The 23,936-nt window shown below is 71.7% G+C and carries 24 protein-coding genes and 1 pseudogene; 16 read left to right on the top strand and 9 right to left on the bottom strand.

Translation table 11 applies throughout. The annotated features are described in order from the left end of the window. The 4 genes from AB0F91_RS07015 to AB0F91_RS07000 are packed head-to-tail and all read right to left on the bottom strand — an operon-like array spanning nucleotide 1 to nucleotide 2,659. Nucleotides 1-366 carry an RNA-binding S4 domain-containing protein gene (locus tag AB0F91_RS07015; protein ID WP_360595517.1) on the bottom strand — a complete coding sequence of 122 codons (366 nt, stop codon included), beginning with the start codon at nucleotides 364-366 and terminating at the stop codon, nucleotides 1-3. 25 nt (nucleotides 367-391) lie between these two features. Next, a complete protein-coding gene (locus tag AB0F91_RS07010) occupies nucleotides 392-1,021 on the bottom strand; it encodes a TetR family transcriptional regulator (protein WP_360595515.1) in 630 nt (209 codons plus the stop codon). A gap of 46 nt (nucleotides 1,022-1,067) precedes the next feature. Beyond that, the gene (locus AB0F91_RS07005; protein ID WP_360595513.1) at nucleotides 1,068-1,259 is read right to left on the bottom strand and encodes a ferredoxin; all 192 of its coding nucleotides are present in this window, start codon (nucleotides 1,257-1,259) and stop codon (nucleotides 1,068-1,070) included. Then, entirely contained in the window at nucleotides 1,259-2,659 is a 1,401-nt protein-coding gene (locus tag AB0F91_RS07000; RefSeq protein WP_360595511.1) for a fatty acid desaturase, read from the bottom strand. Before AB0F91_RS07000 ends, AB0F91_RS07005 begins: the two co-directional genes overlap by 1 nt. A gap of 128 nt (nucleotides 2,660-2,787) precedes the next feature. Here AB0F91_RS07000 and AB0F91_RS06995 point away from each other — a divergent pair, with 128 nt between their 5' ends. From AB0F91_RS06995 to AB0F91_RS06925, 15 genes are all read left to right on the top strand, one after another. Further along, the gene (locus tag AB0F91_RS06995; RefSeq protein ID WP_360595509.1) at nucleotides 2,788-3,579 is read left to right on the top strand and encodes a class I SAM-dependent methyltransferase; all 792 of its coding nucleotides are present in this window, start codon (nucleotides 2,788-2,790) and stop codon (nucleotides 3,577-3,579) included. A 40-nt stretch (nucleotides 3,580-3,619) separates the two neighbouring features. Beyond that, nucleotides 3,620-4,435 (top strand): TetR family transcriptional regulator, encoded by an 816-nt coding sequence (locus tag AB0F91_RS06990; protein WP_360595507.1) that lies wholly within the window; start codon nucleotides 3,620-3,622, stop codon nucleotides 4,433-4,435. A 181-nt stretch (nucleotides 4,436-4,616) separates the two neighbouring features. Continuing rightward, complete coding sequence (locus AB0F91_RS06985; RefSeq protein WP_360595505.1) at nucleotides 4,617-5,072, top strand: Fur family transcriptional regulator; 456 nt, start codon at nucleotides 4,617-4,619, stop codon at nucleotides 5,070-5,072. Next, complete coding sequence (gene katG / locus AB0F91_RS06980; protein WP_360595503.1) at nucleotides 5,065-7,299, top strand: catalase/peroxidase HPI; 2,235 nt, start codon at nucleotides 5,065-5,067, stop codon at nucleotides 7,297-7,299. Before AB0F91_RS06985 ends, katG begins: the two co-directional genes overlap by 8 nt. A 226-nt stretch (nucleotides 7,300-7,525) precedes the next feature. Continuing rightward, the gene (locus AB0F91_RS06975) at nucleotides 7,526-8,566 is read left to right on the top strand and encodes a LacI family DNA-binding transcriptional regulator (protein WP_360595501.1); all 1,041 of its coding nucleotides are present in this window, start codon (nucleotides 7,526-7,528) and stop codon (nucleotides 8,564-8,566) included. 142 nt (nucleotides 8,567-8,708) lie between these two features. Beyond that, on the top strand, nucleotides 8,709-9,680 hold the full coding sequence (locus AB0F91_RS06970; RefSeq protein WP_360595500.1) for a sugar ABC transporter permease: 972 nt from the start codon (nucleotides 8,709-8,711) through the stop codon (nucleotides 9,678-9,680). 3 nt (nucleotides 9,681-9,683) lie between these two features. After that, nucleotides 9,684-10,511, top strand: coding sequence for a carbohydrate ABC transporter permease (locus AB0F91_RS06965; RefSeq protein WP_360595498.1), 828 nt, complete (start codon nucleotides 9,684-9,686; stop codon nucleotides 10,509-10,511). A 74-nt stretch (nucleotides 10,512-10,585) separates the two neighbouring features. Then, nucleotides 10,586-11,863, top strand: a complete 1,278-nt coding sequence (locus tag AB0F91_RS06960) for a sugar ABC transporter substrate-binding protein (RefSeq protein WP_360595497.1) — start codon at nucleotides 10,586-10,588, stop codon at nucleotides 11,861-11,863. 20 nt (nucleotides 11,864-11,883) lie between these two features. Further along, entirely contained in the window at nucleotides 11,884-13,101 is a 1,218-nt protein-coding gene (locus AB0F91_RS06955; protein WP_360595495.1) for an ADP-ribosylglycohydrolase family protein, read from the top strand. Next, nucleotides 13,098-14,444, top strand: coding sequence for an ADP-ribosylglycohydrolase family protein (locus tag AB0F91_RS06950; protein WP_360595494.1), 1,347 nt, complete (start codon nucleotides 13,098-13,100; stop codon nucleotides 14,442-14,444). The genes AB0F91_RS06955 and AB0F91_RS06950 overlap by 4 nt, the downstream gene beginning before the upstream one ends. Beyond that, nucleotides 14,441-15,325 (top strand): ribokinase, encoded by an 885-nt coding sequence (locus AB0F91_RS06945; protein WP_360595492.1) that lies wholly within the window; start codon nucleotides 14,441-14,443, stop codon nucleotides 15,323-15,325. Before AB0F91_RS06950 ends, AB0F91_RS06945 begins: the two co-directional genes overlap by 4 nt. After that, nucleotides 15,322-17,307, top strand: coding sequence for an SUMF1/EgtB/PvdO family nonheme iron enzyme (locus AB0F91_RS06940; RefSeq protein WP_360595490.1), 1,986 nt, complete (start codon nucleotides 15,322-15,324; stop codon nucleotides 17,305-17,307). Before AB0F91_RS06945 ends, AB0F91_RS06940 begins: the two co-directional genes overlap by 4 nt. Then, nucleotides 17,304-18,512, top strand: coding sequence for a CoA transferase (locus AB0F91_RS06935; RefSeq protein ID WP_360595489.1), 1,209 nt, complete (start codon nucleotides 17,304-17,306; stop codon nucleotides 18,510-18,512). The genes AB0F91_RS06940 and AB0F91_RS06935 overlap by 4 nt, the downstream gene beginning before the upstream one ends. After that, entirely contained in the window at nucleotides 18,509-19,348 is an 840-nt protein-coding gene (locus tag AB0F91_RS06930; protein WP_360595488.1) for a CoA ester lyase, read from the top strand. Before AB0F91_RS06935 ends, AB0F91_RS06930 begins: the two co-directional genes overlap by 4 nt. A 75-nt stretch (nucleotides 19,349-19,423) precedes the next feature. Beyond that, nucleotides 19,424-19,654 (top strand): hypothetical protein, encoded by a 231-nt coding sequence (locus tag AB0F91_RS06925; RefSeq protein WP_360595487.1) that lies wholly within the window; start codon nucleotides 19,424-19,426, stop codon nucleotides 19,652-19,654. Nucleotides 19,655-19,964: 310 nt separating this feature from the next. On the opposite strand, the pseudogene AB0F91_RS06920 reads toward AB0F91_RS06925, so the two are convergent. The 4 genes and pseudogenes from AB0F91_RS06920 to AB0F91_RS06905 form a co-directional block, all read right to left on the bottom strand. Then, nucleotides 19,965-20,104: pseudogene (locus AB0F91_RS06920) on the bottom strand (transposase); the annotation flags it as partial. Nucleotides 20,105-20,182: 78 nt separating this feature from the next. Then, complete coding sequence (locus AB0F91_RS06915; protein WP_360595485.1) at nucleotides 20,183-20,605, bottom strand: DUF6010 family protein; 423 nt, start codon at nucleotides 20,603-20,605, stop codon at nucleotides 20,183-20,185. 103 nt (nucleotides 20,606-20,708) lie between these two features. After that, entirely contained in the window at nucleotides 20,709-20,873 is a 165-nt protein-coding gene (locus AB0F91_RS06910; protein WP_360595484.1) for a hypothetical protein, read from the bottom strand. Nucleotides 20,874-20,920: 47 nt separating this feature from the next. Continuing rightward, nucleotides 20,921-22,897 (bottom strand): Na+/H+ antiporter NhaA, encoded by a 1,977-nt coding sequence (locus AB0F91_RS06905; RefSeq protein ID WP_360595482.1) that lies wholly within the window; start codon nucleotides 22,895-22,897, stop codon nucleotides 20,921-20,923. 128 nt (nucleotides 22,898-23,025) lie between these two features. On the opposite strand from AB0F91_RS06905, the gene AB0F91_RS06900 reads away from it, so the two are divergent. Beyond that, complete coding sequence (locus tag AB0F91_RS06900; RefSeq protein WP_360595481.1) at nucleotides 23,026-23,538, top strand: CGNR zinc finger domain-containing protein; 513 nt, start codon at nucleotides 23,026-23,028, stop codon at nucleotides 23,536-23,538. 37 nt (nucleotides 23,539-23,575) lie between these two features. Here AB0F91_RS06900 and AB0F91_RS06895 read toward each other — a convergent pair whose 3' ends face one another. Further along, nucleotides 23,576-23,710, bottom strand: a complete 135-nt coding sequence (locus AB0F91_RS06895; RefSeq protein ID WP_360595479.1) for a hypothetical protein — start codon at nucleotides 23,708-23,710, stop codon at nucleotides 23,576-23,578. Nucleotides 23,711-23,936: the final 226 nt, after the last annotated feature.

Genomic DNA, 23,936 nt, shown 5'->3' with positions numbered 1-23,936 from the left:
TCAGCCCCAGCGCGAGCGGAACTCGTCGAGCACCCGGCGTTGCCGCTTCGTCGGACGCCCCGCGCCGCGCTCGCGCCGAGCCACCGGGATCGCGGCCTCCGGCGGCGGCTTCGGGGTGCGGTCGATGATGCACTTCGCGGCTTCGGGCGCGCCGACGCGTTTCTGGATCACCTGGACGACCTCGACCACCCGGGTGGTCTGGCCGATGCGGGCGCGGACCTCGTCGCCGGGCACCACGGTGGTGGCGGGTTTGGCCGGGCGGTCGTTCACGCGCACGTGCCCGCCCCGGCACGCGGCGGCCGCGTCCGAGCGCGTTTTCGCCAGCCGTACGGCCCACAGCCAGCGGTCCACCCTGGTCGACTCCACGGGTCCATCATGCCCCAGCCAGGGGTCAGCCGCGGCGCATAGGCCGCGCCGCCGAGGTGCCCAGCACGCGCCCGACCACCCAGGCCAGCGCGTCGGCCGTGCGGACGGGCGTGTCGGACGGCTGCATCACGTGGCTGAGCACCGTGCGCACCACAAGGTCGATCACCACGGCGATCTGCTCGTCGTCCAGCGGTGGCCCGTAGGTCCGCACGCGTTCGATCAGCATCGCCTTCGCCTCGGTGAGCAGCGAGCCCGCGCGCGTGGTGAGCAGCGGCAGCAGTTCGGTGTCCGTGCCGTGCGTCGCCGACGCGATCGCGCGCAGCAGCGTGTTGTCGTCGGCGAGGTCGAGCACGGCGCGGATGGCCTCGTAGATCGCCTCGACCAGGTCTTCGGGGTGCCGGTCGAACGCGGTGCGCACCACGGCGAGGAAGCGGGCCAGCTCGTGGGAGATCATCACCTCGGCCAGCGCGGCCTTGGAGCCGACCTCGTTGTACACGGTCTGTCGGCTCACGCCCGCGGCCTCGGCCAGCCGCGCCATGGTGACCGCCGACCAGCCCTCGCTCGCGGTCAGCCCGATGGCCGCGGCGACGATCGGCTGCCGGTGCTGGCCGCCCTCGGGCGGTGCGGCCCGGAGTGCCCCGCTCACGATCGTCATCCTAGGCCGCCTCCCGTGTGGTCCCGGCGAGCTGGGGACCACATCCTCAGTCCCGCACCTTCAGTGCCAGCACCGGGCACGCGTCGGCCGCGGCCGTGACGTCCAGGCGGTGCCGCTCGGCGGGGCTCTCTTCCAGGAGCACCACCGTGCCCTCGGCACCGACCTCGAAGAAGTCGGGCGCCATCGCCTCGCACATGCCGAGCCCCGCGCACAGCTCGCGGTTCGCCTCGATCCGCATCACGCACCCACCCTTCCGGGAGCCACGAAGTCGACCTTCTCGCGCACGCCGCAGTCCGGGCAGCACCACGAGTCCGGGATCGCCGACCACGGCGTGCCGGCCGGGAAACCCTCGCGCGGATCGCCGCGCTGTTCGTCGTAGACGTAGCCGCAGCCGGGGCACATCCCGCCCTCGGCGGCGTCGCCGCGGGTGTCGGCGGTGCTCGGCTCTTCGGCCGTCACGCGGGTGCCGTACCGCGCCAGGACCTTGCCCCGCTTGCGCGGCTGGATGTTGGCGCGGCCGATGTCGCCGTCGAAGTGGGCGAGCACGCGCGGGTCCATCACCCGCCGCCACAGCGGCGGCACTAGTGCCAGCACGATCATCCCCGCGTACCCGGTGGGCAGCACCGGCGACTCGGCGAAGTCCCGCAATGTCTGGTAGCGGCGCGTGGGGTTGGCGTGGTGGTCGCTGTGGCGCTGCAGGTGGTACAGGAGCACGTTGGTGGCGATGTTGTTGGAGTTCCAGCTGTGACTCGGGTCCACGCGCTCGTAGCGGCGCCGGTCGGGCGCGCCCACGCGCCGGCGCAGCATCCCGTAGTGCTCCATGTAGTTGACGATTTCCAGCAGCGAGAAGCCCACCACGGCCTGGATCAGCAGGTACGGCAGAATCCCCACCCCGAGCCACGCGAGCATCGCCGCCCACAGCACGGCCGACATCAGCCACGCGTTGAGCACGTCGTTGCCGATGCGGAACGGGTGCTTCTCGCGCCGGGCGTAGCGCTTGCGCTCCAGCCGCCACGCCGACTTCAGCGAGCCGCTGACCGTACGCGGCCAGAAGCGGTAGAAGCTCTCGCCGACGCGGCTGGAAGCCGGGTCCTCGGGCGTGGCCACGCGGACGTGATGGCCGCGGTTGTGCTCGATGTAGAAGTGGCCGTAGAAGCTCTGCGCCAGCGCGATCTTCGACAACCAGCGCTCGTGGCTCTCCTTCTTGTGCCCCAGTTCGTGCGCGGTGTTGATGCCGATCCCGCCGATGCACCCGACGGACGCGGCCAGCCCGATCTTGTCCACCACGCTGAGGTCGCCGCGCCCGATCAGCCAGAACGCCGCCACGAACCCGACGTACTGGATCGGCAGGAAGAGGTAGGTGATCCAGCGGTAGTAACGGTCGTTCTCCAGCTGCTCGAGCACGTCGTCGGGCGGGTTGCTGCGGTCGAGCCCCGCGACCAGGTCGATCACGGGCACGATCACGAGAATCACGATCGGCCCGATCCAGAACCACACGCCCCAGCCGGTGGCCGCGTGCAGCCCGATCGCCAGGAACGCGAGCGAGGGCACCACGAGCCCGATCAGCCACAGGTACCGCTTGCGGTCCGTCCACGACTCGGTCGACCCGGCGGGCACCGTTCCCGCGGCTTCGCTCATCTCGTCCTCCTCCGTCAACGACACTGTCCGACGTGGTTGACAAGACGGTAAGTGATGTACACCAAGCTTGACAAGTGGATGCAAAATGTAAAGACACGACCGGGTGGCCGCGGGCGTAGGTTCGGACGATGAGCGACTGGTCGTGGGGTGAGGCCTACGAGCGCTACGTCGGCCGGTGGAGCCGCCGCGTCGCCGCGGCCTTCCTCGACGGCACGGTCGTGCCGTCCGGGGCGCGCTGGCTCGACGTCGGCTGCGGCACCGGCGCGCTGACGTCGGCGGTGTTGGCCACGGCCGATCCCGCCGGCGTCCTCGGCGTCGACCAGGCCGCGCCGTTCGTCGCCCACGCCCGGCGGCTGGCCGCCGACCCGCGGGCGGCCTTCGTGGTCGGCGACGCGCAAGCCCTGCCCGTGGCCGGCGACGCGTTCGACGCCGCCGTGAGCGGGCTGGCGCTCAACTTCGTGCCCGACCCGCACCGGGCGGTCACCGAGTGGGTCCGGGCCGTGAAGCCCGGGGGAGTGGTGACCGCGTACGTGTGGGACTACGCCAAGGGTATGGAGCTGATGCGCTGGTTCTGGGACGCCGCGGCCGAGCTCGACCCGATGGTCGCGGACCTCGACGAAGGCCGCCGCTTTCCCTTGTGCCACCCGGAGCCGCTGAGTCGACTGTGGACGGACGCGGGGCTGGCCGGCGTGGTGGTGCGCGCGATCGGGGTGCGCACCGCGTTCGCCGGCTTCGACGACTACTGGCTGCCGTTCCTCGGCGGGCAGGGCCCGGCGCCCGCCTACGCCGTGCGGCTGCCCGAAGACCACCGCCGGGCCTTGCGCGACCTGCTGCGCGCCCGCCTGCCGATCGCCGCCGACGGCACGATCACCCTCACCGCGCGGGCGTGGGCCGTGCGGGGCAACGTGCCGCACCGCTGACTCGCCGGAAATCCCGTGTTCTCAAGCTATTCTCGGTTTCGTGGGCGGACGGCGGGTCGACTGGGCGGCGTTGCGGACCCCGCGGGACGAGACGCCCGCGGAGGGTCTGCGCGAGCGCAAGAAGCGCGAGACGCGGCGCCTGCTCGTCAACACCGCCACGGAGCTCTTCCTGGCGCGCGGTTTCGGCGCCGCGCGCGTCGCCGACGTCGCGCACGCCGCCGGCGTCTCGGAGAAGACGGTCTTCAATTACTTCCCCGCGAAGGAATCCCTCATCCTCGACCGGCCCGACGCGACCCTGGCCGCGCTGCGCGTCGAGCTCGGCGACCCGGCCCGCACGCCCGTCGAGGCCGTGCTGCGCGTCCTTGCCGGCGAGCTGGCCGGGGTCACCGGCTGGTTGGAGCACCAGCGCGACCGCCGCGCCGCGGGGGCTGGGTTCCGCCGCTACGGCGAGCTGATCCGCTCCACGCCGGCGCTGGCCGCCTACCAGCGAGACCTACTCGATGAGCTCGCCGCCGGCGCCGCGCAGCTGCTGGCCGTGCGCGCGGGCCTGGCCGCCGCCGATCCGGAGCCGCAGCTCGCCGCGACCGCGCTCGTCGGGCTGTGGCGCGTTCAGTTCGGCAGCCTCGCCAAGCACGTCGACGCGGGCCGCACGCCCGCGCGAATCCGCGGCGCCGTGACCACCGACGTGCTCCGCGCCGCCCGGCTGCTGGAGTCGGGCCTCGGCAGCTTCGCGCGCACCCGGCGTCCGGCGGTGAAGGATTCCTCGAAAACGACAGGGGTGAAAAACCCCGCCGGGAAAAGCCCGTCGAGTACGAAACCGGCACGGACTTCGCGGCGCGCGAGCACTGGCACCTGAACGTCCAGAGTGACTGCCGGCGGCGGGAACCCCCGCGCTCACCCAGGGGTGGCGCGAAGTTTCCGTGACTGTAAGTTTACGGCGACCCCGCAGCGTGTGCCGGTGGCAGCGGGTCATCCGGCAGGTTCACGACGACGGGTCATTCTTGATTGATTCCAGAAGCTGCGGCACACTGCCAGGCGTGCCAACGACTTCGGACTTCGAGCGCTTGCTACGCGGAGCGGCTCTGCGAGTGACGCGTCCTCGGATGGCGGTGCTGTCCGCGGTGCACGATCATCCCCACGCCGACACCGCGTCGCTCATCGGTGCCGTGCGCGCGGATGTCGGCGAGGTGTCCCACCAGGCTGTCTACGACGTCCTCAACGCCTTGACCTCCGCGGGCCTCGTGCGGCGGATCGAGCCCGAGGGCTCGGCCGCGCGGTACGAGGCACGGGTGGGGGATAACCACCACCACGTCGTGTGCCGGTCGTGCGGTGCGATCGCCGATGTCGACTGCGCGGTCGGCGCCGCGCCCTGCCTGACCGCGTCCGAAGACCACGGTTTCGTCATCGACGAGGCCGAGGTCATCTACTGGGGCCTGTGCCCCGACTGCAACACCGTTACCCACACTGATTCCCGGAAGGATTCCCGTGTCTGACACCCCCAACGCCGAAGTCGGCGAGATGAACGTGGAGAGCGCGGGCGGGTGCCCCGTCCACACGGGGCGCTTCGCGCACCCCACTGAGGGCGGCAGCAACCGTGACTGGTGGCCGAACCAGCTCAACCTCTCGATCCTCCGGAAGCACTCGGCCGTGGCGAACCCCATGGACGAGGACTTCGACTACGCCAAGGAGTTCCAGACCGTCGACCTCGACGAGCTGGCGCGCGATGTCGACGCGGTCCTGACCACCTCGCAGGACTGGTGGCCCGCCGACTTCGGCCACTACGGCGGCTTCATGATCCGCATGGCGTGGCACAGCGCCGGGACCTACCGCATCGAAGACGGCCGCGGGGGAGCGGGCGCGGGCATGCAGCGCTTCGCGCCGTTGAACAGCTGGCCGGACAACGGCAACCTCGACAAGGCCCGCCGTCTGCTGTGGCCGGTGAAGAAGAAGTACGGCAAGAAGATCTCGTGGGCCGACCTCATGATCTTCACGGGCAACCGCGCCCTGGAGACCATGGGCTTCAAGACCTTCGGCTTCGCCGGCGGTCGCGTCGACGTGTACGAGCCCGACCAGGACGTGTACTGGGGTCCGGAGCGCACGTGGCTGGGCGACGAGCGCTACACCGGTGACCGCGAGCTCGAGGCGCCACTGGCCGCCGTGCAGATGGGCCTGATCTACGTCAACCCCGAGGGCCCGAACGGGAACCCGGACCCGCTGGCCGCGGGCCGCGACATCCGCGAGACGTTCCGCCGCATGGCGATGAACGACGAGGAGACGGTCGCCCTGATCGCCGGTGGCCACACCTTCGGCAAAACCCACGGTGCGGCCGACGCCGACGAGTTCGTCGCCGCCGAGCCCGAGGGTGCGCCGATCGAGGAGCAGGGCCTGGGCTGGCGCAACAGCTTCGGCTCGGGCAAGGGCCGCGACGCCATCACCAGTGGCATCGAGCTCACCTGGACCCCGACCCCGACCAAGTGGAGCAACTGGTTCTTCCACAACCTGTTCACCTACGAGTGGGAGCTCGAGAAGGGCCCCGGTGGTGCGAACCAGTGGAAGCCGAAGAACAACGCCGCCGCGAACACCGTGCCGGACCCCGAGTCGGGTGAGCTCAACCGTGCCCCGGGCATGCTGACCACGGACCTCGCGCTGCGCTTCGACCCGATCTACGAGCCGATCTCGCGCCGCTTCTACGAGAACCCGCAGGAGTTCGCCGACGCGTTCGCCCGCGCCTGGTACAAGCTGACCCACCGCGACATGGGCCCGCACCAGCGCTACCTCGGTGCGCTCGTCCCGGACGAGGCCCTCATCTGGCAGGACCGCGTGCCGGCCGTGGACCACGAGCTGGTCGACGCCGCCGACGTTGCGGACCTCAAGGCCAAGCTGCTCGACTCGGGCCTCACGGTGGCGCAGCTCGTGTCCACCGCGTGGGCGTCGGCTTCGACGTTCCGCATCGGCGACAAGCGCGGTGGCGCCAACGGCGCCCGTCTGCGCCTCGAGCCGCAGCGCGGCTGGGAGGTCAACAACCCGGACGAGCTGGCGCAGGTGCTGACCACGCTCGAGGGCGTGCAGGAGGCCTTCAACGCGGCCCAGTCGGGCGGCAAGAAGATCTCCCTGGCCGACCTGATCGTGCTGGGTGGCGCCGCGGGTGTCGAGAAGGCCGCGAAGGACGCGGGCGTCACCATCACGGTGCCGTTCACCCCGGGCCGCACCGACGCGACGGCGGAGCAGACCGACGCCGAGTCGTTCGTGCCGCTCGAGCCGAAGGCCGACGGCTTCCGCAACTACCGCGGCAAGGGCAACCGCCTGCCGAGCGAGTACCTGCTCATCGACCGCGCGAACCTGCTGAACCTGAGCGCGCCCGAGATGACCGTGCTCGTGGGTGGCCTGCGCGTGCTGGGCGCCAACTACCAGGCGTCGAAGCAGGGCGTGTTCACCGCCACGCCGGGCGCGCTGACCAACGACTTCTTCGCGAACCTGCTCGACATGGGAGTGGAGTGGAAGTCGACGTCGGAGGACGGCGAGGCCTTCGAGGCCCGCGACCGCGCCACCGGCGAGGTCAAGTGGACCGGCAGCCGCGTCGACCTGCTCTTCGGGTCGAACTCGGAGCTGCGCGCCGTCGCCGAGGTCTACGCCGCGGACGACGCGAAGGAGAAGTTCGTGAAGGACTTCGTGGCCGCGTGGGACAAGGTCATGATGCTGGACCGCTACGACCTGGTCTGAGCGTGATGTGATTCCCGGGCCGGGCCCGGGCTGAGAGGGGCGGGGACCTGCGGGTCTGCGCCCCTCTCTCATGCCCGGACCACGATGTGGTGTACCGCTGGTTGACACGGCGGCTCCACGGGGTGCACTATCGTGATTAATCCCGTTGGAAACGTTTCCAACGGCCCGATCGCGATTTGGAAACGTTTCCAAACCTCGCGAGACCACAACCGAGGTACGAACGACGATGACGTCAACACGGGCCACGCTGATCCAGGTGGCCGAGCGCGCCGGGGTGTCCCTGGCCTCCACCTCCCGTGCGCTGCACGGGGTGGGCGCGAGCAAGGCGATGGTCGAGCGCGTCCGGGCCGCCGCCGAGGAGCTCGGGTACAGCGCCGACGCGATCGGCCGGTCGCTGCGGATGAAGAAGACGTTCCAGGTCGCGTTCGCCGTGGCGGACATCGGCAACCCGGTCTACGTCGAGATGATGCGCGCGATCCACGAGGTGCTGGCGCCGCACGGCTACCGTGTGGTCGTCATGTCGACGGGGGACACCTCCGACTCGACGATCGAGCTGGTGCGCAGCCTGGGCAGCGGCTTCGTGGACGGCATGATCGTGAGCCCGCTGCGCACCGACGACGGCCTGATCGCCGAGATCCAACAGGCCCCCGTGCCCGTGGTGGTGATCGGGCGCGCGATGGACGACCGCGGCATCAGCTCCGTGTCCACCGACTCCGCGGGCGGGATCGGCGAGGCGGTGCGCCACCTGCACACGATCGGGCGCCGCCGCATCGGCTTCCTCAACGGTCCGGTCGACACGACACCGGGTGCCTCGCGCCAGCGCGGGTTCGACGCCGCGGTCAACGCCGGCGATCTCGCCGCCGTGCGCATCGAGCGCGAGACCGCCGAGGACTTCACCGTGGGCGCCGGTCTCGAAGCCGCCCGCCGGATCCTGGCGCGCGTGCCCGAGGGCGCACCGCAGCTCGACGCGCTCGTCGCGGCCAATGACCTGCTCGCCATCGGCGCCATCCGGGCCGTGCGGGAGCTGGGCCTGTCGGTGCCGGAGGACATCGCCGTGACCGGCATGGACGACACCGAGCTCGGCCGTGTCTTCCAGCCCAGCCTCACCAGCGTGTCCCTCGGCGCGAGCGAACGCGGGCGCGCCGCGGCCCGGCTGATGTTGCAGCTCGCCGACGACCCCGACCAGCCGGCACAGCAGGTGTCGGTCGGCGCGGAGCTCGTGGTGCGGGAATCCACCACAACGGCCACCGAACGGGGTGAGCGATGACAGTGCGGCTTGTACTCATGCGGCTTGTGCCCATGCAGGAGGGCCCGGCTGCGGGCCGATCCTCCGCCGACGAACGGCCGGCGCCCGGGACCACCGACCCGACTGCGGCCACCGGCACCCCCGGGACCGATCGAGGTGACCGATGACGACCCCCTCCCTGACCGAGCCGAAGCGCGGCACCGCGCAGCCCCCGGCCCCACGGTCCAAGAAGCGCGTGAAGCCGATGGCGCGCACGCGCCGGCGTGAGGCGATCGCGCTGGTGCTGCCATCGTTGATCCCGATCCTGGTCCTGAGCGTGGCCCCGCTCGTGGTCGGCGTGTTCCTCGCGTTCACCAACGCGCGGCTCGTGCGCCACCCCGACTACAGCTTCGCCGGGCTCGACAACTTCGCGCGCCTCGGCGGCAACGCGTTGTTCTGGGACTCGCTGCGGATCGGCATGATCTGGACCGTCGGCGTGACGCTGCTGCAGCTCGCGGCGGCGCTGGGCCTGGCGCTGCTGCTCAACTCCGGCCTGAAGCTGCAGGGGCTGACGCGGGTGCTCGCGCTGGTGCCGTGGGCGATGCCGCCCGTGGTCGTGGCGATCATGTGGCAGATGATCTACTCCGCCAACGGCGGGCCGCTCAACGCGTTCCTCGGCGCGGTGGGCTTGCCGAGCGACATCAACTGGCTCGGGGATTTCTCCACGGCGCTGCCGGCGGTGATCGTCGTCGGCGTGTGGGTCGGGATGCCGCAGACCACGGTGACGCTCCTGGCCGGGCTGCAGCAGATCCCCGGTGAGCTGCTGGAGGCCGCGGCGGTCGACGGCGCGGGCGCGTGGCGGAAGTTCACGGCCGTGACGTGGCCGGCGATGCGCCCGATCGTCACGTCGATCACCTCGCTGAACTTCATCTGGAACTTCAACTCGTTCTCGCTGGTCTACGTGCTCACCGCCGGTGGGCCGGGCGGCAAGACGATGGTGCCGGTGCTGTTCATCTACCTGGAAGCCTTCAAGAACCGCGAGATCGGCTACGCCGCGGCGATGGGACTCGTCGTCGTGATCGTGGTGGTGCTGATCCTCGCCGTGTACCTGCGGTCGCAGTTCCGCACCGAAGACCGCACGGAAAAGGGGCGCTGAGCCATGCGCTTGCTCGTTCGCCCGGCCCAGTACGTGGCCCTGGCGCTGTACATCCTGTTCCTCGGGTTCCCCCTGCTGTGGCTGATGTCGGCCTCGGTGAAGTCCTCAGGTGAGCTCAACTCGCTCACGGTCAACCTGCTGCCGCAGGAGTGGCACTGGGAGAACTACACCGAAGCCCTGACGCGCCAAGGACTTCTGCACTCCGCGTGGAACAGCCTGCTCGTGGCGCTGGCCTCGACGGTGCTGTCGATCATCATCTCCGTGCCGGCGTCGTACGTGCTGGCCCGGCTCAAGGGCAAGGTCCGCATCGCCGGTGTGGGCTGGATCCTGGTGAGCCAGGTCTTCCCGGTGGTGCTGATCATCCTGCCGCTGTTCCTGATCCTGCGGACGCTCGGGCTGGCCGACAACCTCGTCGGGCTCACGCTCGTGCACACCACGTACATGCTGCCGTTCGCGTTGTGGATGCTGCAGGGGTACGTGGCCGCGATCCCCACGGAGCTCGAAGAAGCGGGTGCGATGGACGGCGCGAGCCGGTTCACCGTGCTGCGCACGATCGTCTTCCCGCTGCTGGCCCCCGGCGTGGTCGCGACGGCGATGTTCAGCTTCGTGTCCTCGTGGAACGAGTTCTTCTTCGCCTTGGTGTTGTTGCAGTCGCCCGAGAACTACACGCTGCCCATCACCTTGAACATGTTCGTGGGCGGCGAGGGCAAGACCGCCCTCGGACCGCTCGCCGCCGGGGCCGTGCTCGCCGCGATCCCCAGCATCGTCTTCTTCAGCATCCTGCGGAGGAAGCTCACCAGCGGGCTCATGGCCGGCGCGGTGAAGGGATGACCCCGCACCCGCCCGGACCCCGCGAAACCCCCCAACCCCGAAACCTCCAACAGAAATCCCCGAAAGGTCGGTCGATGAAGACACGACGCCTGCTGGCCGCCGCCAGCCTGATGGTCACCGCCCTGCTCGTCGCCGCGTGCGGCAGCGGCAGCGGTGACGCGAGTGGCCCCGTCACCCTCACGTTCCAGTCCCTGTCCGACCAGCCCGCCGCGATCGCCGAGACGCAGAAGATCGTCGGCGCCTGGAACACCGCGCACCCCGACGTGCAGGTCAAGATCGTGCAGGCCGGCTGGGACAGCGTCTACGACAAGCTCATCACCCAGTTCAACGCCGGCACGGCGCCGGACATCGTGCACTACGAGGCGGCGGGTATCGAGCCGTTCGCGGAGGACGACTACCTCGCCGACCTCACGCCGTACCTGTCGCAGGCCAAGCGCGCCGACTTCCAGAAGGGCGTGCTGGACTCGGTGACGTTCGGCGGCAAGGTCGTCGCGTTCCCGACCGAGGTGCAGTCCTACGTGGTCTTCGCGAACAAGAAGCTGCTGCAGCAGGCCGGGGTCGCCGTGCCGACCGGCAAGACCATGACGTGGGACCAGCTGCGCCAGATCTCCAAGGCCACCACCAAGGGCTCGACGTACGGCCTCGGCTGGGGCCTGTCGAGCCCGACGGCGGCGTTCGTCGCGCTGGCCCCCGGCTTCGGTGGCAAGTACTTCCAGGGCACCGGCGACCAGGCGAACCTGACGGTGGGCGAGGGTGAGACGGCGCTGCCGAAGCTCGTCGACGAGATGGCGTACCAGGACCACTCGATCCTCCCGGTCACGCTGACGCAGTCGGGTTCGAAGGCGCTCGCGCCGTTCTACGCGGGCCAGACCGCGATGACCGTGCAGGGTTCCTACCAGGCGGCCAACATCGCGAAGGACGCGCCGAAGGGCTTCGACTGGGTCGTGCTGCCGCCGCTGGCCGGTCCCGCCGGTCCCGCGCAGGCCGCCAGCCCGCAGACGCTGTCGGTGAACAAGGACTCCGCGCACGTCAAGGAAGCCGCGGAGTTCATCGACTACTTCACCGGCACCGACAACCTGGCCGCCATGAACGAGGCCGACGCGCTGATCCCGCCCACGAACTCCGCGCGCCAGGCGCTGGCCACGAAGCTCGCCGGCAAGACCGGCTGGGACCAGATCCTCGCCTCGGGTCAGTACATCACTTCGGCGCCGTACCTGTTCGCCGGCAAGTACCCGCAGTGGAAGGACACCATCGCCACCCCGGCGTACCAGCAGTTCCTGGCCCAGAAGATCGACGCGAACGGCCTCACCACCCAGCTGCAGAACGGCTGGAAGAGCGTCACCACCAACTGACCTGTGTCACCACAAGAACGGTGACCGACAAAGAAACGGGACTGGAGCGGATTCTCTTGACCTGGCTGGAAGACCGGGCCGTCGCGGTGATCACCGGCGCGGCCGTGGGCGACGCCCTCGGCGGGGCCGTCGAAGGGTGGACCCCCGAGCAGATCGAGGAACGCCACGGCGGCCGCGTGACCGGCATCGTGGGCCCGTGGTACCCGAACTGGCGTGACGCGCGTCCCATCGCGCCGTACCACAAGGGCGACGGGCACATCACCGACGACACCCTCATGACCCGGGCGCTCGTGGAGGTCTACGCGAAGCGCCGTGAGCACCTCGACGCGTTCGCCGTGGCCGAAGACCTCGTGCCGCTGATGATCGGCGAACCGCAGTGGGTGCCGGAGCTGGAGTCCACGGCGCTGCTGCTGCAGCGCGTGTTCCTCGCGGAGAAGTGGATCGTCGCTCGGCTCCACTACGGACACGTCGACCCGCGCGAGGCGGGGGTGGGCAACGTCGTCAACTGCGGTGCGGCGATGTACGTGGCGCCGGTGGGCGTGGTCAACGCGGGTGATCCCCGCGGTGCCTACGCCGAGGCGATCGACCTCACCGGCGCGCACCAGTCTAGTTACGGCCGGGAGGCGGCCGGCGTTCTCGCGGCGCTGGTCGCGGCCGCAGCCGCCCCGGGCGCGACGCTCGACGACGTGACCGCGGCGGCGCTGGAGCTCGCGCACGACGGGACCGCGGTGGCGCTGCGCGCGGTGATCGACGCCTTCGGCGGGGCCCCCGCGGCGCCGGTCACCGACGAGGAGGAACGCGCACTGGCCCGCAAGGTCCGGGAAGTCGTGGCGCCGTTCGATTCCGTGGGGCCGGAGTACCGGCAGATGTCGCTGGACGCGCGGCGCCCGTCGCGGACCAAGTCCATCGAGGAGCTGCCGGCGGCACTCGCCTTCGTGCTCGCGCACCGCGGCGACTTCCGCGGCGCCGTGCTCGCGGCCGTGAACTACGGGCGAGACGCGGACTCGATCGCCGCCATGGCCGGGGCGATCTGCGCGGCTCTCGGTGGCGCGCAGGTGGTGCCGGCGGAGTGGCTCGACCCGATCAGCGAGGCCAGCCGCATGGATATCGTCGAGACCGGCCGTGTGCTGGCCTCGGCGGCGGCCGACATCATGCGGGCCGATCGCGAGCGGGCGCAGGCTCGCGTCAAGGCGCTGGACGGCCTGGCCGGGGCCATCGCGGTGGAGGCGCGCGCGTGAGGCTGACCTGGGCCCAGCCCGAGGACCTGCTGGCGCACGAGCTCGTCCAGTCCTCTGTGGAGGGTCGCGAGACCGGGCACGTGCGGATGCGCTGGGTGGCGGCGGGCGGCGACCCCGTCCCCGCCGTGAGCGGCGCCGGGCCCGACCCGGCGCCGCCCGCCCTGCGGGCCCTGGCGCGCACGCTGCTCGACGAACTCGCCGCGGTTCCGGCCGCGCCGGCGCCCGACGAGCCGGACGAGTGGGACGCGATCGTCGCCACGTTGCCGGCCGCGCCGGACCTGCCGCGGGGCCTGCGGGATGGGCGGGTGCTCGGCGCGTGGACCGGGCGGGCCGCCGGGTGCCTGCTGGGCAAGCCGGTGGAGAAGATTCCGCGCGAGGGCATCGAGGAGATCCTGCGCGCCACGGGCCGGTGGCCGCTCGAGAAGTGGTTCACCGCGGTCGGGCTGCCCGCGGAGGTCGCCGCGCGGTGGCCGTGGAACAAGCGCTCGGCGCCGACGTCGCTCGAGGAGAACATCCACGGCATGCCCGAGGACGACGACCTCAATTACCCGATGCTCGCGCTCACGCTGCTGGAGACGCGCGGGCGCGGGTTCACCACCGAGGACGTCGCGCAGCTGTGGCTCGACAACCTCCCGGCCGGGCGCGTGTTCACCGCCGAGCGGGCGGCCTACCGCAACATCCTCGACGCCCGCCCGGTGCCCGAGACCGCGACGCACCTCAACCCGTTCCGCGAGTGGATCGGCGCGCTGATCCGCACGGACGTGTTCGGCTGGGTCTCCCCGGGCGACCTGCGTGTGGCCGCGCGCCTCGCGTGGACCGACGCCCGCCTGAGCCACACGCGCAACGGCGTCTACGGCGCCATGTGGGCCGCCGCCCTGGCCTCGGCGGCGATGGTGTGCGACACGGTGGACGAGGTGCTCGACGCCGCGTTCACGGTGATCCCGCCGGGCAGCCGGTTGGCGGAGGCGGTGCGGCTCGGCCGCGCGGCCGCGGTGGACGGTGACCTCCGCACCGGTCTCGACCGCCTCCACGACGCTTATGGGGACCTGCACTGGGTCCACGTGCTCGGCAACGCGGCCGTGATCGCCTACGCCCTCGCCAAGGGCGCCGGCGAGCTCGGCCCGAGTGTCTCGATCGCCGTCACAGCGGGCTGGGACACCGACTCGGCGGCCGCCACGGTCGGCGGCGTGGTCGGCGCTTTGCGCGGGCTCGCCGGCATCGGCGACCAGTGGGTCAAGCCGCTCGACGGCCGCATCGCGACGTCCCTGCCGGGCGGCGAGCAGAAGATCACCGACCTGGCGGCCCGGACGGTCGCGCTGGCGCTCGCGGAGCGTGGGGTGTGACCGGGACGGTGGTCGTGGTCGGGTCGGCGAACGTCGACCTGGTCGTCGACGCGCCGCGCCCGCCGCGGGCCGGGGAGACGATCCTCGGCGGGCGGCTGCGGCGCAGCCCCGGCGGCAAGGGCGCGAACCAGGCGGTGGGTGCCGCCCTGGCCGGGGGAGCGCACACGACGTTCGTGGGCGCCCTCGGCGAGGACGAGGCCGGGGACCTGATCCTGCTGTCGCTGGGTGGCGCCGGCGTGCGGACCGACCTCGTCGCGCGGACGAAAGCGGCCACGGGCACGGCGTTCATCACTGTGTCGCCGGACGGCGAGAACGCGATCGTCGTCGCGCCGGGTGCCAACGAGCGCGTGCGGATCGGCGAGGTGGAAGCCGCGCGGATCGCGGCGGCCGACGTGGTGCTGGCGCAGCTGGAGATCCCGCTCGCGGTGGTGCGCGCCGCCGCGGCAGCGCGCAAGCCGGGCGCGCTGTTCGTGCTCAACGCCGCGCCGTCGCGTGAATTGCCGGCCGACGTGTGGGCCGCGCTCGACGTGCTCGTGGTCAACGAGCACGAGGCCGCCGACCTCGGCGGCCTCGAAGCCCTGCTCGACCGCGTGCCCGCCGCCGTGGTCACGCTCGGCGGTGACGGCTGCCTCGTCGCCGAACGCGGCCGGGAACCCGTGCGGGTGCCCGGAATCCGGGTGACCGCCGTGGACACCACCGGCGCCGGCGACACGTTCTGCGGCGTGTTCGCCGCGGCGCTGGCACAAGGGCGCTCACTGGCCGACGCCGCGCGGCTCGCGTGCGTGGCCGGTGCGCTGGCCGTCACGCGGCCCGGTGCGCAGGCCGCCGTTCCCACTGCCGAAGAGGTCGCGGCGTTCGCGACCGGAGAAAAGGTGCGATGACCGCCCCGTTCGACCCCCTCGTGCCGCGTCCGATCGACCGGCCGGCGGAGGTCCCGCTCACCCCGCTCACCGACGAGCAGCTCGTCGCGCTCGACGAGGCCAAGATCTTCGCCGCGCCCGCGGATCGGGCCGACCGGCCGGCGTGGCGGGAGAACCTGCGCCGCTGGCGCCAGGATTCCCGCCGCCGCCACGACTACACCGGCGAGGCCTACGAGCGCCCCGGTGCCGCGTGGGCCGCCCGGTGTCACACCGTCGCGCAGGTCTGGCTGTGGGACGAGCTGCTGTACTCCTTCGCCGAGCACAAGTTCACGCCCGAGGTGTTCCTCGCCGACGCCCGCGAGCGCTTCGGCGGCCTCGACGCCGTCGTGCTGTGGCACGCCTACCCCGTGATCGGCCTCGACGACCGCAACCAGTGGGACTACTACCGCGACGTCCCCGGCCTGGCCGAGCTCGTCAAGGCCCTGCACGACGCGGGCCTGCACGTGTTCGTGGACTACAACCCCTGGGACGTCGGCACCCGCCGCGGCGCAGACGACCTCACCGAACTGGCGGCCCTCGTCGCGGACTTCGAGGCCGACGGCGTTTTCCTCGACACGCTCAAAAAAGCCGAGCCGGGCTTCGTCGAACGGCTCGAAGCCGCGCGGCCCGGGATTGTGCTGGAGGGCGAGTCGAAGCTGCCGGTCGAGCGCATCGCCGACCACACGGCGTCATGGGCCCAGTTCTTCGCCGACTCGCCCGTGCCCGGCGTGCTGCGCGCGCACTGGTACGAGCGGCGCCACATGCAGCACCACGTCCGCCGCTGGCACCGCGACCACTCCGAGGAACTGCAGTCGGCGTGGCTCAACGGCGTCGGTGTGATGGTGTGGGAAGTCGTGTTCGGCGTGTGGGTCGGCTGGTCTCGCCGCGACGCCGCGACCGTGCGGCGCATGGTGACCGTGCAGCGCGCGGCCGGCGATCTGCTGCTGGGCGGCGAGTGGACCCCGCTCGCCGAGCTGACCGCCGAGGCCGACAGCTCGGGCGTCTACGCGTCCAGCTGGGAGCTCGACGGCGTGACACTGTGGACACTCGTCAACCGCGGCGAGACGGACTACACCGGTGAGGTGCTGCCCACCGGGCCCGGCAAGGCGCTCGACCTGCTCGGCGGTGTGCCCGCCGGGGGCATCGGCGCGGTGCTGCACCTCGCCGACGGCACTCCCGAACCCCCGTGGCTGCCGGGGCTGGTTGACGCGGTGAAGGCCGCGCCGCACGACGCCAACTCCCGCTTCCCGCACCGGATCGCGAAACGAATAAGTCCACAAAGGACCAACGGCAGGCCTGAAGCCGATGCTGTCACCGTGCCGGCCGGCCCGTACGTGCTGACCGTCCGCTACCAGGCCCGCGAGACCGGGATGTACCAGGGCGCGCCCTACGTCGACGAGTGGAAGCCCCTCCCGCCGCGGTTGCACGACGCCCGCACCCTCCAGCGTGACGGCTCGCTCGCGACCTCGGTCGCGGTGGCGGCCACCGAGGTCACCAACGCGCAGTTTGCCGAGTTCCTCACGGCCACCGGCTACAGCCCCGCCCACGGGCACCGGTTCCTCGCGCACTGGATCGACGGCGTGCCCGGCAACCCCGACGAGCCCGTGACCTTTGTGGACCTCGACGACGCCCGCGCGTACTGCGCGTGGCGCGGCGGCCGGCTGCCCACCGAGGACGAGTGGCAGCTGGCGGGGGAGACCGGCGGCCTGCCCGGTGACCGTGCCGGGGCGCCCGCCCGGTGGAATTCCAATCTGTGGAACTGGACCGAGAGCGAGCATTCGGACGGGCGGACCCGCTTCGTCATGCTCAAGGGCGGCAGCGACTACCGGGCTGAGGGCTCCGAATGGTACGTCGAGGGGGGCCGCCACGCGCCGGACGTCAGCGTGAAGCTGTTGCTGCCCGGCCTGGGTCTCGCGCGCGCCGCGACGGTCGGGTTCCGCTGTGCTTGGGAGGTGACGGCATGACGACGTCGCGGGATTCCGCCGGTGGCGCGCTGGCCGGGCTGCGGGTGGTGGACGCGTCCACGCTCTTCGCGGGTCCGATGGCCGCGATGCACCTGGGCGACATGGGCGCCGACGTGATCAAGGTCGAACACCCGCGCCGGCCCGACCCGTCGCGCACGCACGGCGTCGCCAAGGACGGCGTGAACCTGTGGTGGAAAACGCTCGGGCGCAACAAGCGCACCGTCACTGCCGACCTCGGCAGTGACGGTGGCCGTGAGGTTTTCCTGGCGCTGGCCGCCGAGGCCGACGTGGTGATCGAGAACTTCCGCCCGGGCACCCTGGAACGCTGGCACCTCGGCTACGACGAGCTTTCGGCCCGCAACCCGCGGCTCGTGCTCGCACGCGTGACCGGGTTCGGGCAGTTCGGCCCGTACCGCTCACGCCCCGGGTTCGGCACGCTCGCCGAGGCGATGAGCGGGTTCGCCGCCACCACGGGCGAGCCAGACGGCCCGCCGACGCTCCCGCCGTTCGGCCTCGCCGACGGCGTCGCCTCCCTGGCCACTGCCTACGCGATCATGGTCGCGCTTGCGGCCCGGGCCACCAGCGGGCGCGGGCAGGTCGTCGACACCGCGATCATCGAGCCGATCCTCGCGATGCTCGGCCCGCAGATCACGCGGTGGGACCAGTTGCGGACCGTGCAGCCGCGCACGGGCAACCGGTCCATCAACAACGCACCGCGCAACACCTACCGCACCGCCGACGGGCAGTGGGTCGCCGTGTCCACCTCGGCGCAGTCGGTGGCCGAACGCGTGGTGCGGCTCGTGGGCCGGCCCGACCTGGCCGACCAGCCATGGTTCGCCCGCGGCGCCGACCGGGCCCAGCACGCCGACGAACTCGACGACGCCGTGGGCGGCTGGATCGCCCAGCGCAGCCGCGCGGAGGTCGTCGCCGCGTTCGAGGAAGCGCAGGCCGCGGTCGCCCCCATCTACGACGCCGCGGACATCGTCGCCGATCCCCAGTTCCGCGCCCTCGGCACCATCCACGAGATCGACGACCCCGAGCTCGGCCCGATCCTGATGCAGGGCCCGCTCTTCCGCCTGTCCGGCAACGACGGCGTCATCGGCTTCACCGGCCGCCCCCACGGTGCCGACACCGACGCCGTGCTGAAGGAACTGGGCTTCTCGGCCGAGCGCATCGCCGAACTTCGCGAAGGGGGAGCGGTATGAGCGCGACCCCGCCGTTGACCTTCCTCTACGCCCCGGCCGACCGGCCCGATCGCGTGGAGAAGGCGCTCGCGTCGGCGGCCGACGTGGTGCTCGTGGACCTCGAAGACGCTGTCGCGCCCGCGCACAAAGACGCGGCGCGCGAGAACGCTGTGCGGCTGCTGGCCGGCCTGCCCGAGGGGCGACAGGTGCAGGTGCGCGTGAACCATCCCAGCACGCCTTGGCACGAGGCGGACGTCGAGGCGCTCGCGGGGCTGCCGGTGGCGGTCGGGGTGCGGATGCCGAAGGTGGAGGCGGCCGAGGAGCTGCTGGCGCTCGCGGCGGCGTTGCCGGGGCGGGAGCTGCACCCGTTGATCGAGTCGGCCCTGGGGGTGGAGCGGGCGCTGGAGATCGCGACCGCGTCGCCGCAGGTGGCGTCGATCGGGCTCGGGGAGGCGGATCTGCGCTCGGATCTGGGCGTGGACGACGAAACCGGGCTCACGTGGGCGCGCAGCCGCGTGATCGTGGCGGCGCGGGCCGCGCGACTGGCGCCGCCGGCGATGTCGGCGTACCCGAACGTCCGGGATCTCGACGGGCTCGCGGCTTCGTGCCGGGCCGGGCGCGCACTCGGGTTCCGGGGCCGCACGGCGATCCACCCGGCCCAGCTCGCGACGATCCGCGCCGCGTTCCTGCCGAGCGCGGAGGAGGTGGCGCGGGCCAGTGAGGTCGTCGCGCGCGTCGCCGACGCCACCGCGGCCGGCGTCGGGGCGATCGCGCTGGCCGACGGGACGTTTCTCGACGTCGCGATGGTCGAGCGTGCGCGCACCGTGCTGGCGCTGGCCCAGCCGGATCCCGCTTGAGCAACCTCGAACACAGAAAAGCCCGTCCCGTCTTCGACTACTCTGGGCATCGACGAGTCCGGAGGGAGGGGGGCCATGACCGACGAGGAGCTGGTGGTCGAGTTTGCGCTGCGGCGCCTGGACAACCCCGACCTCGAGCTGGAGGAAATCGCGGCGCTGGTCGTCCGGCGGCTGGGGCCCGAGCGCATGCTGGAGTTCGCGTCACAGAACCTCGCCGCGCGCGGTGAGCTGCGCGCAGCGATCTTCCCCTCGGCCGTCGAGCACGTGCTCCGCGTCGTGCTGACCCTGCGTGGCCGCAGCGACTAGCAGCGGCCCTGTAAGCATCGGCGCCGAGGACGATGGCGGCGATGGTGAGTTCGGCTTGGTGGTAGGCGCCGCGTTCGGCGTAGCTGGTGGCCAGGTCACGGAACCGTTTGAGCCGGTTGACGCAGCGTTCGACCACGTTGCGCTGCTTGTAGACCTCGGCGTGGAAGGCCGGTGGTCGCCCGCCGTGGGAACCTTTCGCCGTGCGGCGGGCGATAGGACCCGCATCGGCAGGCTACAGCCGTCGACGGCGAGGACTTCGATTCCGTCGCTGCATCCACCGTTTTCGGGCCCCGGACGGGCCCCGGCGGAATTTCCAGAGCCCGTAGCGTTCGGGCAGGTCACGCCACGGGGCACCGGTGCGCAGTTTCCACAGGATGGCGGGATCACCTGACGGTGATCCCGCCATCGCCGGCCACCGCCCTGCTGCGGCGGCAGCACCGGCTCGATCACCGCCCACGCGTTATCCGTCAGCGCACCCCGACCAACCACCAGGCACAACGACAGACCACAGCTCACCACTCGACACGCCTAGTCGCTCACCGCGGGCGTGGCAGCGGCCGGCGCCTTCCGGCGTGGCCACGCCCAGCGACTGCGCCCGCCCGTGAACGCCCACAGCGCGATCACCGGGTCCGTCAGCGCGCACCCGAGCGACGAGTCGGCCGCGAACGGCAGGATCGGCGCGCCCTTGATGTGGTGGACGACGTCCCACGCCGTATGCAGCAGCCACCCGATCCCGATGAACGTCCACGAGTCCAGCCCGCGGAAGGCGACGAGCGCCATCGCGGCGCAGAACACCAGTTCCCACATCCCCAGCTCGCCGCCGGACTGGTAGGCCGCGCCCGCGCCGGCGGCCATGAGGGCGTTGAACTTGCGCCGGTGCGGCTCAGGGATCAGGGACGAGAGCAGCACGTACACCAGGCCGATCGCGATCGGCAGCAGCACTTCGGTCATGGTCGTCACGCTAGGAAGCCCTGGGCGCGCTCACTACCGGCCGCCCTGCCAGACAGCAGCGGATTCCCGCCAACCGACGGGAATCCGCTGCTGCGTAGCGGGCTCAACGCGGCTTCGGCGTGGCGCGCCGACGGCGAGACCAGAAGGGCAGCCGCGCGCCCTGCCGGGTGACGTAGACGCCCGGGACGAGGCCGAGGGCCGGGCTCAGCGCGCCGATGGTGTCGATCTCGGCCGGGGCGGTGGTCTGAGTGGTGGTGCGAGCGGGCATGACTTCCTCCGGGTGTCCTGAGTGGACAGGTCGCTAGTGGACGGTTCTCAGGCCGCGGCCGCTGCGGCGTCGGCCTCGATCGGTGCCGCGGTGGCGAAGGCGGCCACGCGGCTGCGGGCGCCGGTGATCACGGTCGTCAACGTCGCGAGGTCCTGCGGGCCGTCGTGGCGCTGGTCGTTGACGAAGAAGGTCGGGGTCCCGGCCACGCCGCTGAGGTCGGCCGACTCCACGTCACGCTCGACGTGGCCGGCGAATCGGCGGCGCAGCAGGTCGTCGCGGAACCGGTCGACGTCGAGGCCGAGCTGCTCGGCGTACCCGACAAGGGCGTCGAAGTGCAGGTCGGTCTGGTTGCCCAGCAGCAGGTCGTGCATCGGCCAGAACGCGCCCTGCGCGCCCGCCGCCTCGGCGGCCTCGGCCGCGAGCTGCGCGTGGGGGTGGATGTCGTGCAGGGGCAGGTGTCGCCACACGTAGCGGATGTCGCTGTTTTCGGCCAGCAGTTCGCGCGCGGTCGGCGCCGCCATGCCGGTCCACGGGCACTCGAAGTCGCCGTACTCGACCACGGTCACCGCGGCGTCCGCCGGCCCGCGCACGTGGTCGCGGCTCAGGTCGACCGGAGCGGCGAGGTCGGTCAGCAGGGGAGCGTCGCCGAGCAGCGCGCGGGTCCGCACCTGTTCCGGCAGCGCGGCTGTGATCTTCTGCACGAGGAACGTCAGCAGCGCCGCGCCCGCCGCCGCGGCGAGGACCCCCAGCTTCGCCTCCTCCAGCTCCCGCCCGGCGAAGGCGAGGTCGGCGATCAGCAGCGACACGGTGAACCCGACGCCAGCCATCGCGCCGCCGCTCAGCACGCCGGCCCAGCCGACCTGCGGCCGCAGCGCGCCGCCGGTCAGGCGGGTCAGCAGCCACGACGTGCCGAACACCGCGACCGGCTTGCCCAGCACGTAGGCGAGGAAGATCCCGACGGTGATCGGTGCCGTGACCGCGCCGGCCAGCACCTCGGTGTTCACGGTGATGCCGGCGTTGGCCAGCGCGAACAGCGGGACGACGACGTAGCTCGTCACGCGGTGGAAGGCGTGGCGCAGCCGGGCGTTGGCCGACAGCGTCGCGCTCAGCCGCTTGCTGGCCGAGCTGGCCGCCTCCGCGGTGGGCTGCTCGCGGAACAGGCGCACCAGCGTGGTCGCCTCTTCCAGCGAATCGCGCTTCGGCACGTACGCCGACGTCGCGAGCCCCACCGCCAGACCGGCCACCACCGGGTCGATCCCGCTGGTCAGCAGCGCGCCCCACACCGTCAGCGCCAGTGCGGTGAACACCGGCTTGCGGTAGCGGTAGTCGAGCCGGCGGCTCGTCAGCACTCCGGCGTACGCGGCGGCGGCGATCCCGACGGCCGTCAGGTCCACGTGCCCGCTGTACGCCAACGCGATGACCACCAGGGCCACGATGTCGTCGACCACGAACACGGTGAGCACGAACGTGCGGATCCGCTCGGGCGCGCCCCGCCCGACCACGGTGAACACGCCCAGTGCCAGCGCGGTGTCGGTGGACATCGCGGCGCCCCAGCCGTGCGCACCGGGCCCGCCGCCGTTGAGCGCCAGGTAGATCAGCACGGGCACCGCCATGCCGGCCAGCCCGGCGACGGCGGGCAGGATCAGGCGGCGGCGGTCGCGCAGGTCGCCGAGGTCGAACTCGCGCCGCGCCTCGAGCCCGACCACCAGGAAGAACAGCGTCATCAGACCGCTGTTGACCCAGTCGCGCACCGGCAGCGCGGCGCTCAGCGGGCCGATCCGCACGCTCAGCACCCAGTTCCACACGGCGTCGTACGCGCCCGGCGCCAGGTTCGCCCAGGCCAGGGCCACCACGATCGCCGCGACGAGGATCCCGGCGCTGCCGGACTCGGTCCGCAGGAACGTCCGCAGCGGGCTGGAGGACGGCCCGGACATCGACATCCGGCCCATCGGCATCCCGGACTGGCTCATCCCCGACATCGACATGGCTTCGCTGGTCCGCGGGTACATCGGCGTCACGTTCATGTCTAACCCTTAAAGTCGCTGTTTGTAGTTAGAACTGAAACATGGTAGAACTAACCTGTCAAGAGGGTATTTGAGGGTTAGAAATTCGAGGAATAGGTCCAGTGGAGGGCAGCGCGGTGGAGAACGCAGTGGGGAGATTCCCGGAGAAAGACGAGACGCTGGTCCTTGACCTGCTGAACACCACGGCCCTCGTCGACGGCGCGCCGCACGACGACCTGGCGGACGCGGCCGACGCCCGGCGCTGGCTGTCCGCCCACGGCCAGCCGGCGACGGAAGGGGAATGGCGCACCCTGCTCGACCTGCGCGCGACGCTGCAGGAGGTGGTGCGCGGCGACGCGGAACCCTCGTCGGTCGGGCGCTTCGTCGAGGGCGTCGGCTACCGCGCGACCCTCGGCGGGGACGGCATCGGCTGGACCCTCGACGCTCCCGCGGGCCACGCCGCCGCGGCGCGCGCGGTCCTCACGTGGGACGGGTTGCGCGACTCCGGCCGCCTGCGCCCGTGCGCCAACCCGGAGTGTCGCCTGTTCCTCATCGACCACAGCAAGGCCAACAGCGCCCGCTGGTGCTCGATGGCCACGTGCGGCAACCGCCTCAAGGCGCGCCGGCACTACCGCCGCGCCCAGCAATCCGAAGTGGACTGAAGAGGACCCTCGTCGGCGGCAGGGCCCGCTCCAGGGCTCATTCGTTGTGCAGCACCGTCGGGATCGGCAGCCGCGCCGCGCGTCCGGCGGGGACGAGCGCACCCAGCACGGCGATGACGACCCCGGCCAGCCCCAGCCCCACGAGCAACGGCGCGCGGTAGACGTCGATCACGAAGCCGAAGACGTCCGACTGCGCAGCGCGCAGCTCCGCCGTTGCTCGACGACAGCGGCGGCCGTTCGCGCTTCGGCTCCAGTGGCTCGGCCCCGCTCGCCGGCGGGGTCGAACAGCTCGTCCACGGTCAGTTCAGGCCTGGCGCAGGCGCCCCCGATGCCCGCGAGGACGTCCGCGGTTGAGGCGGTCACCTTCGTTCAATCTTGGTGTACATCGGGCGGGGTGT

Source organism: Amycolatopsis sp. NPDC023774 (genome assembly GCF_040639695.1).
Lineage (GTDB): Bacteria > Actinomycetota > Actinomycetes > Mycobacteriales > Pseudonocardiaceae > Amycolatopsis.
This window is presented reverse-complemented; position numbering and strand designations above follow the sequence as displayed.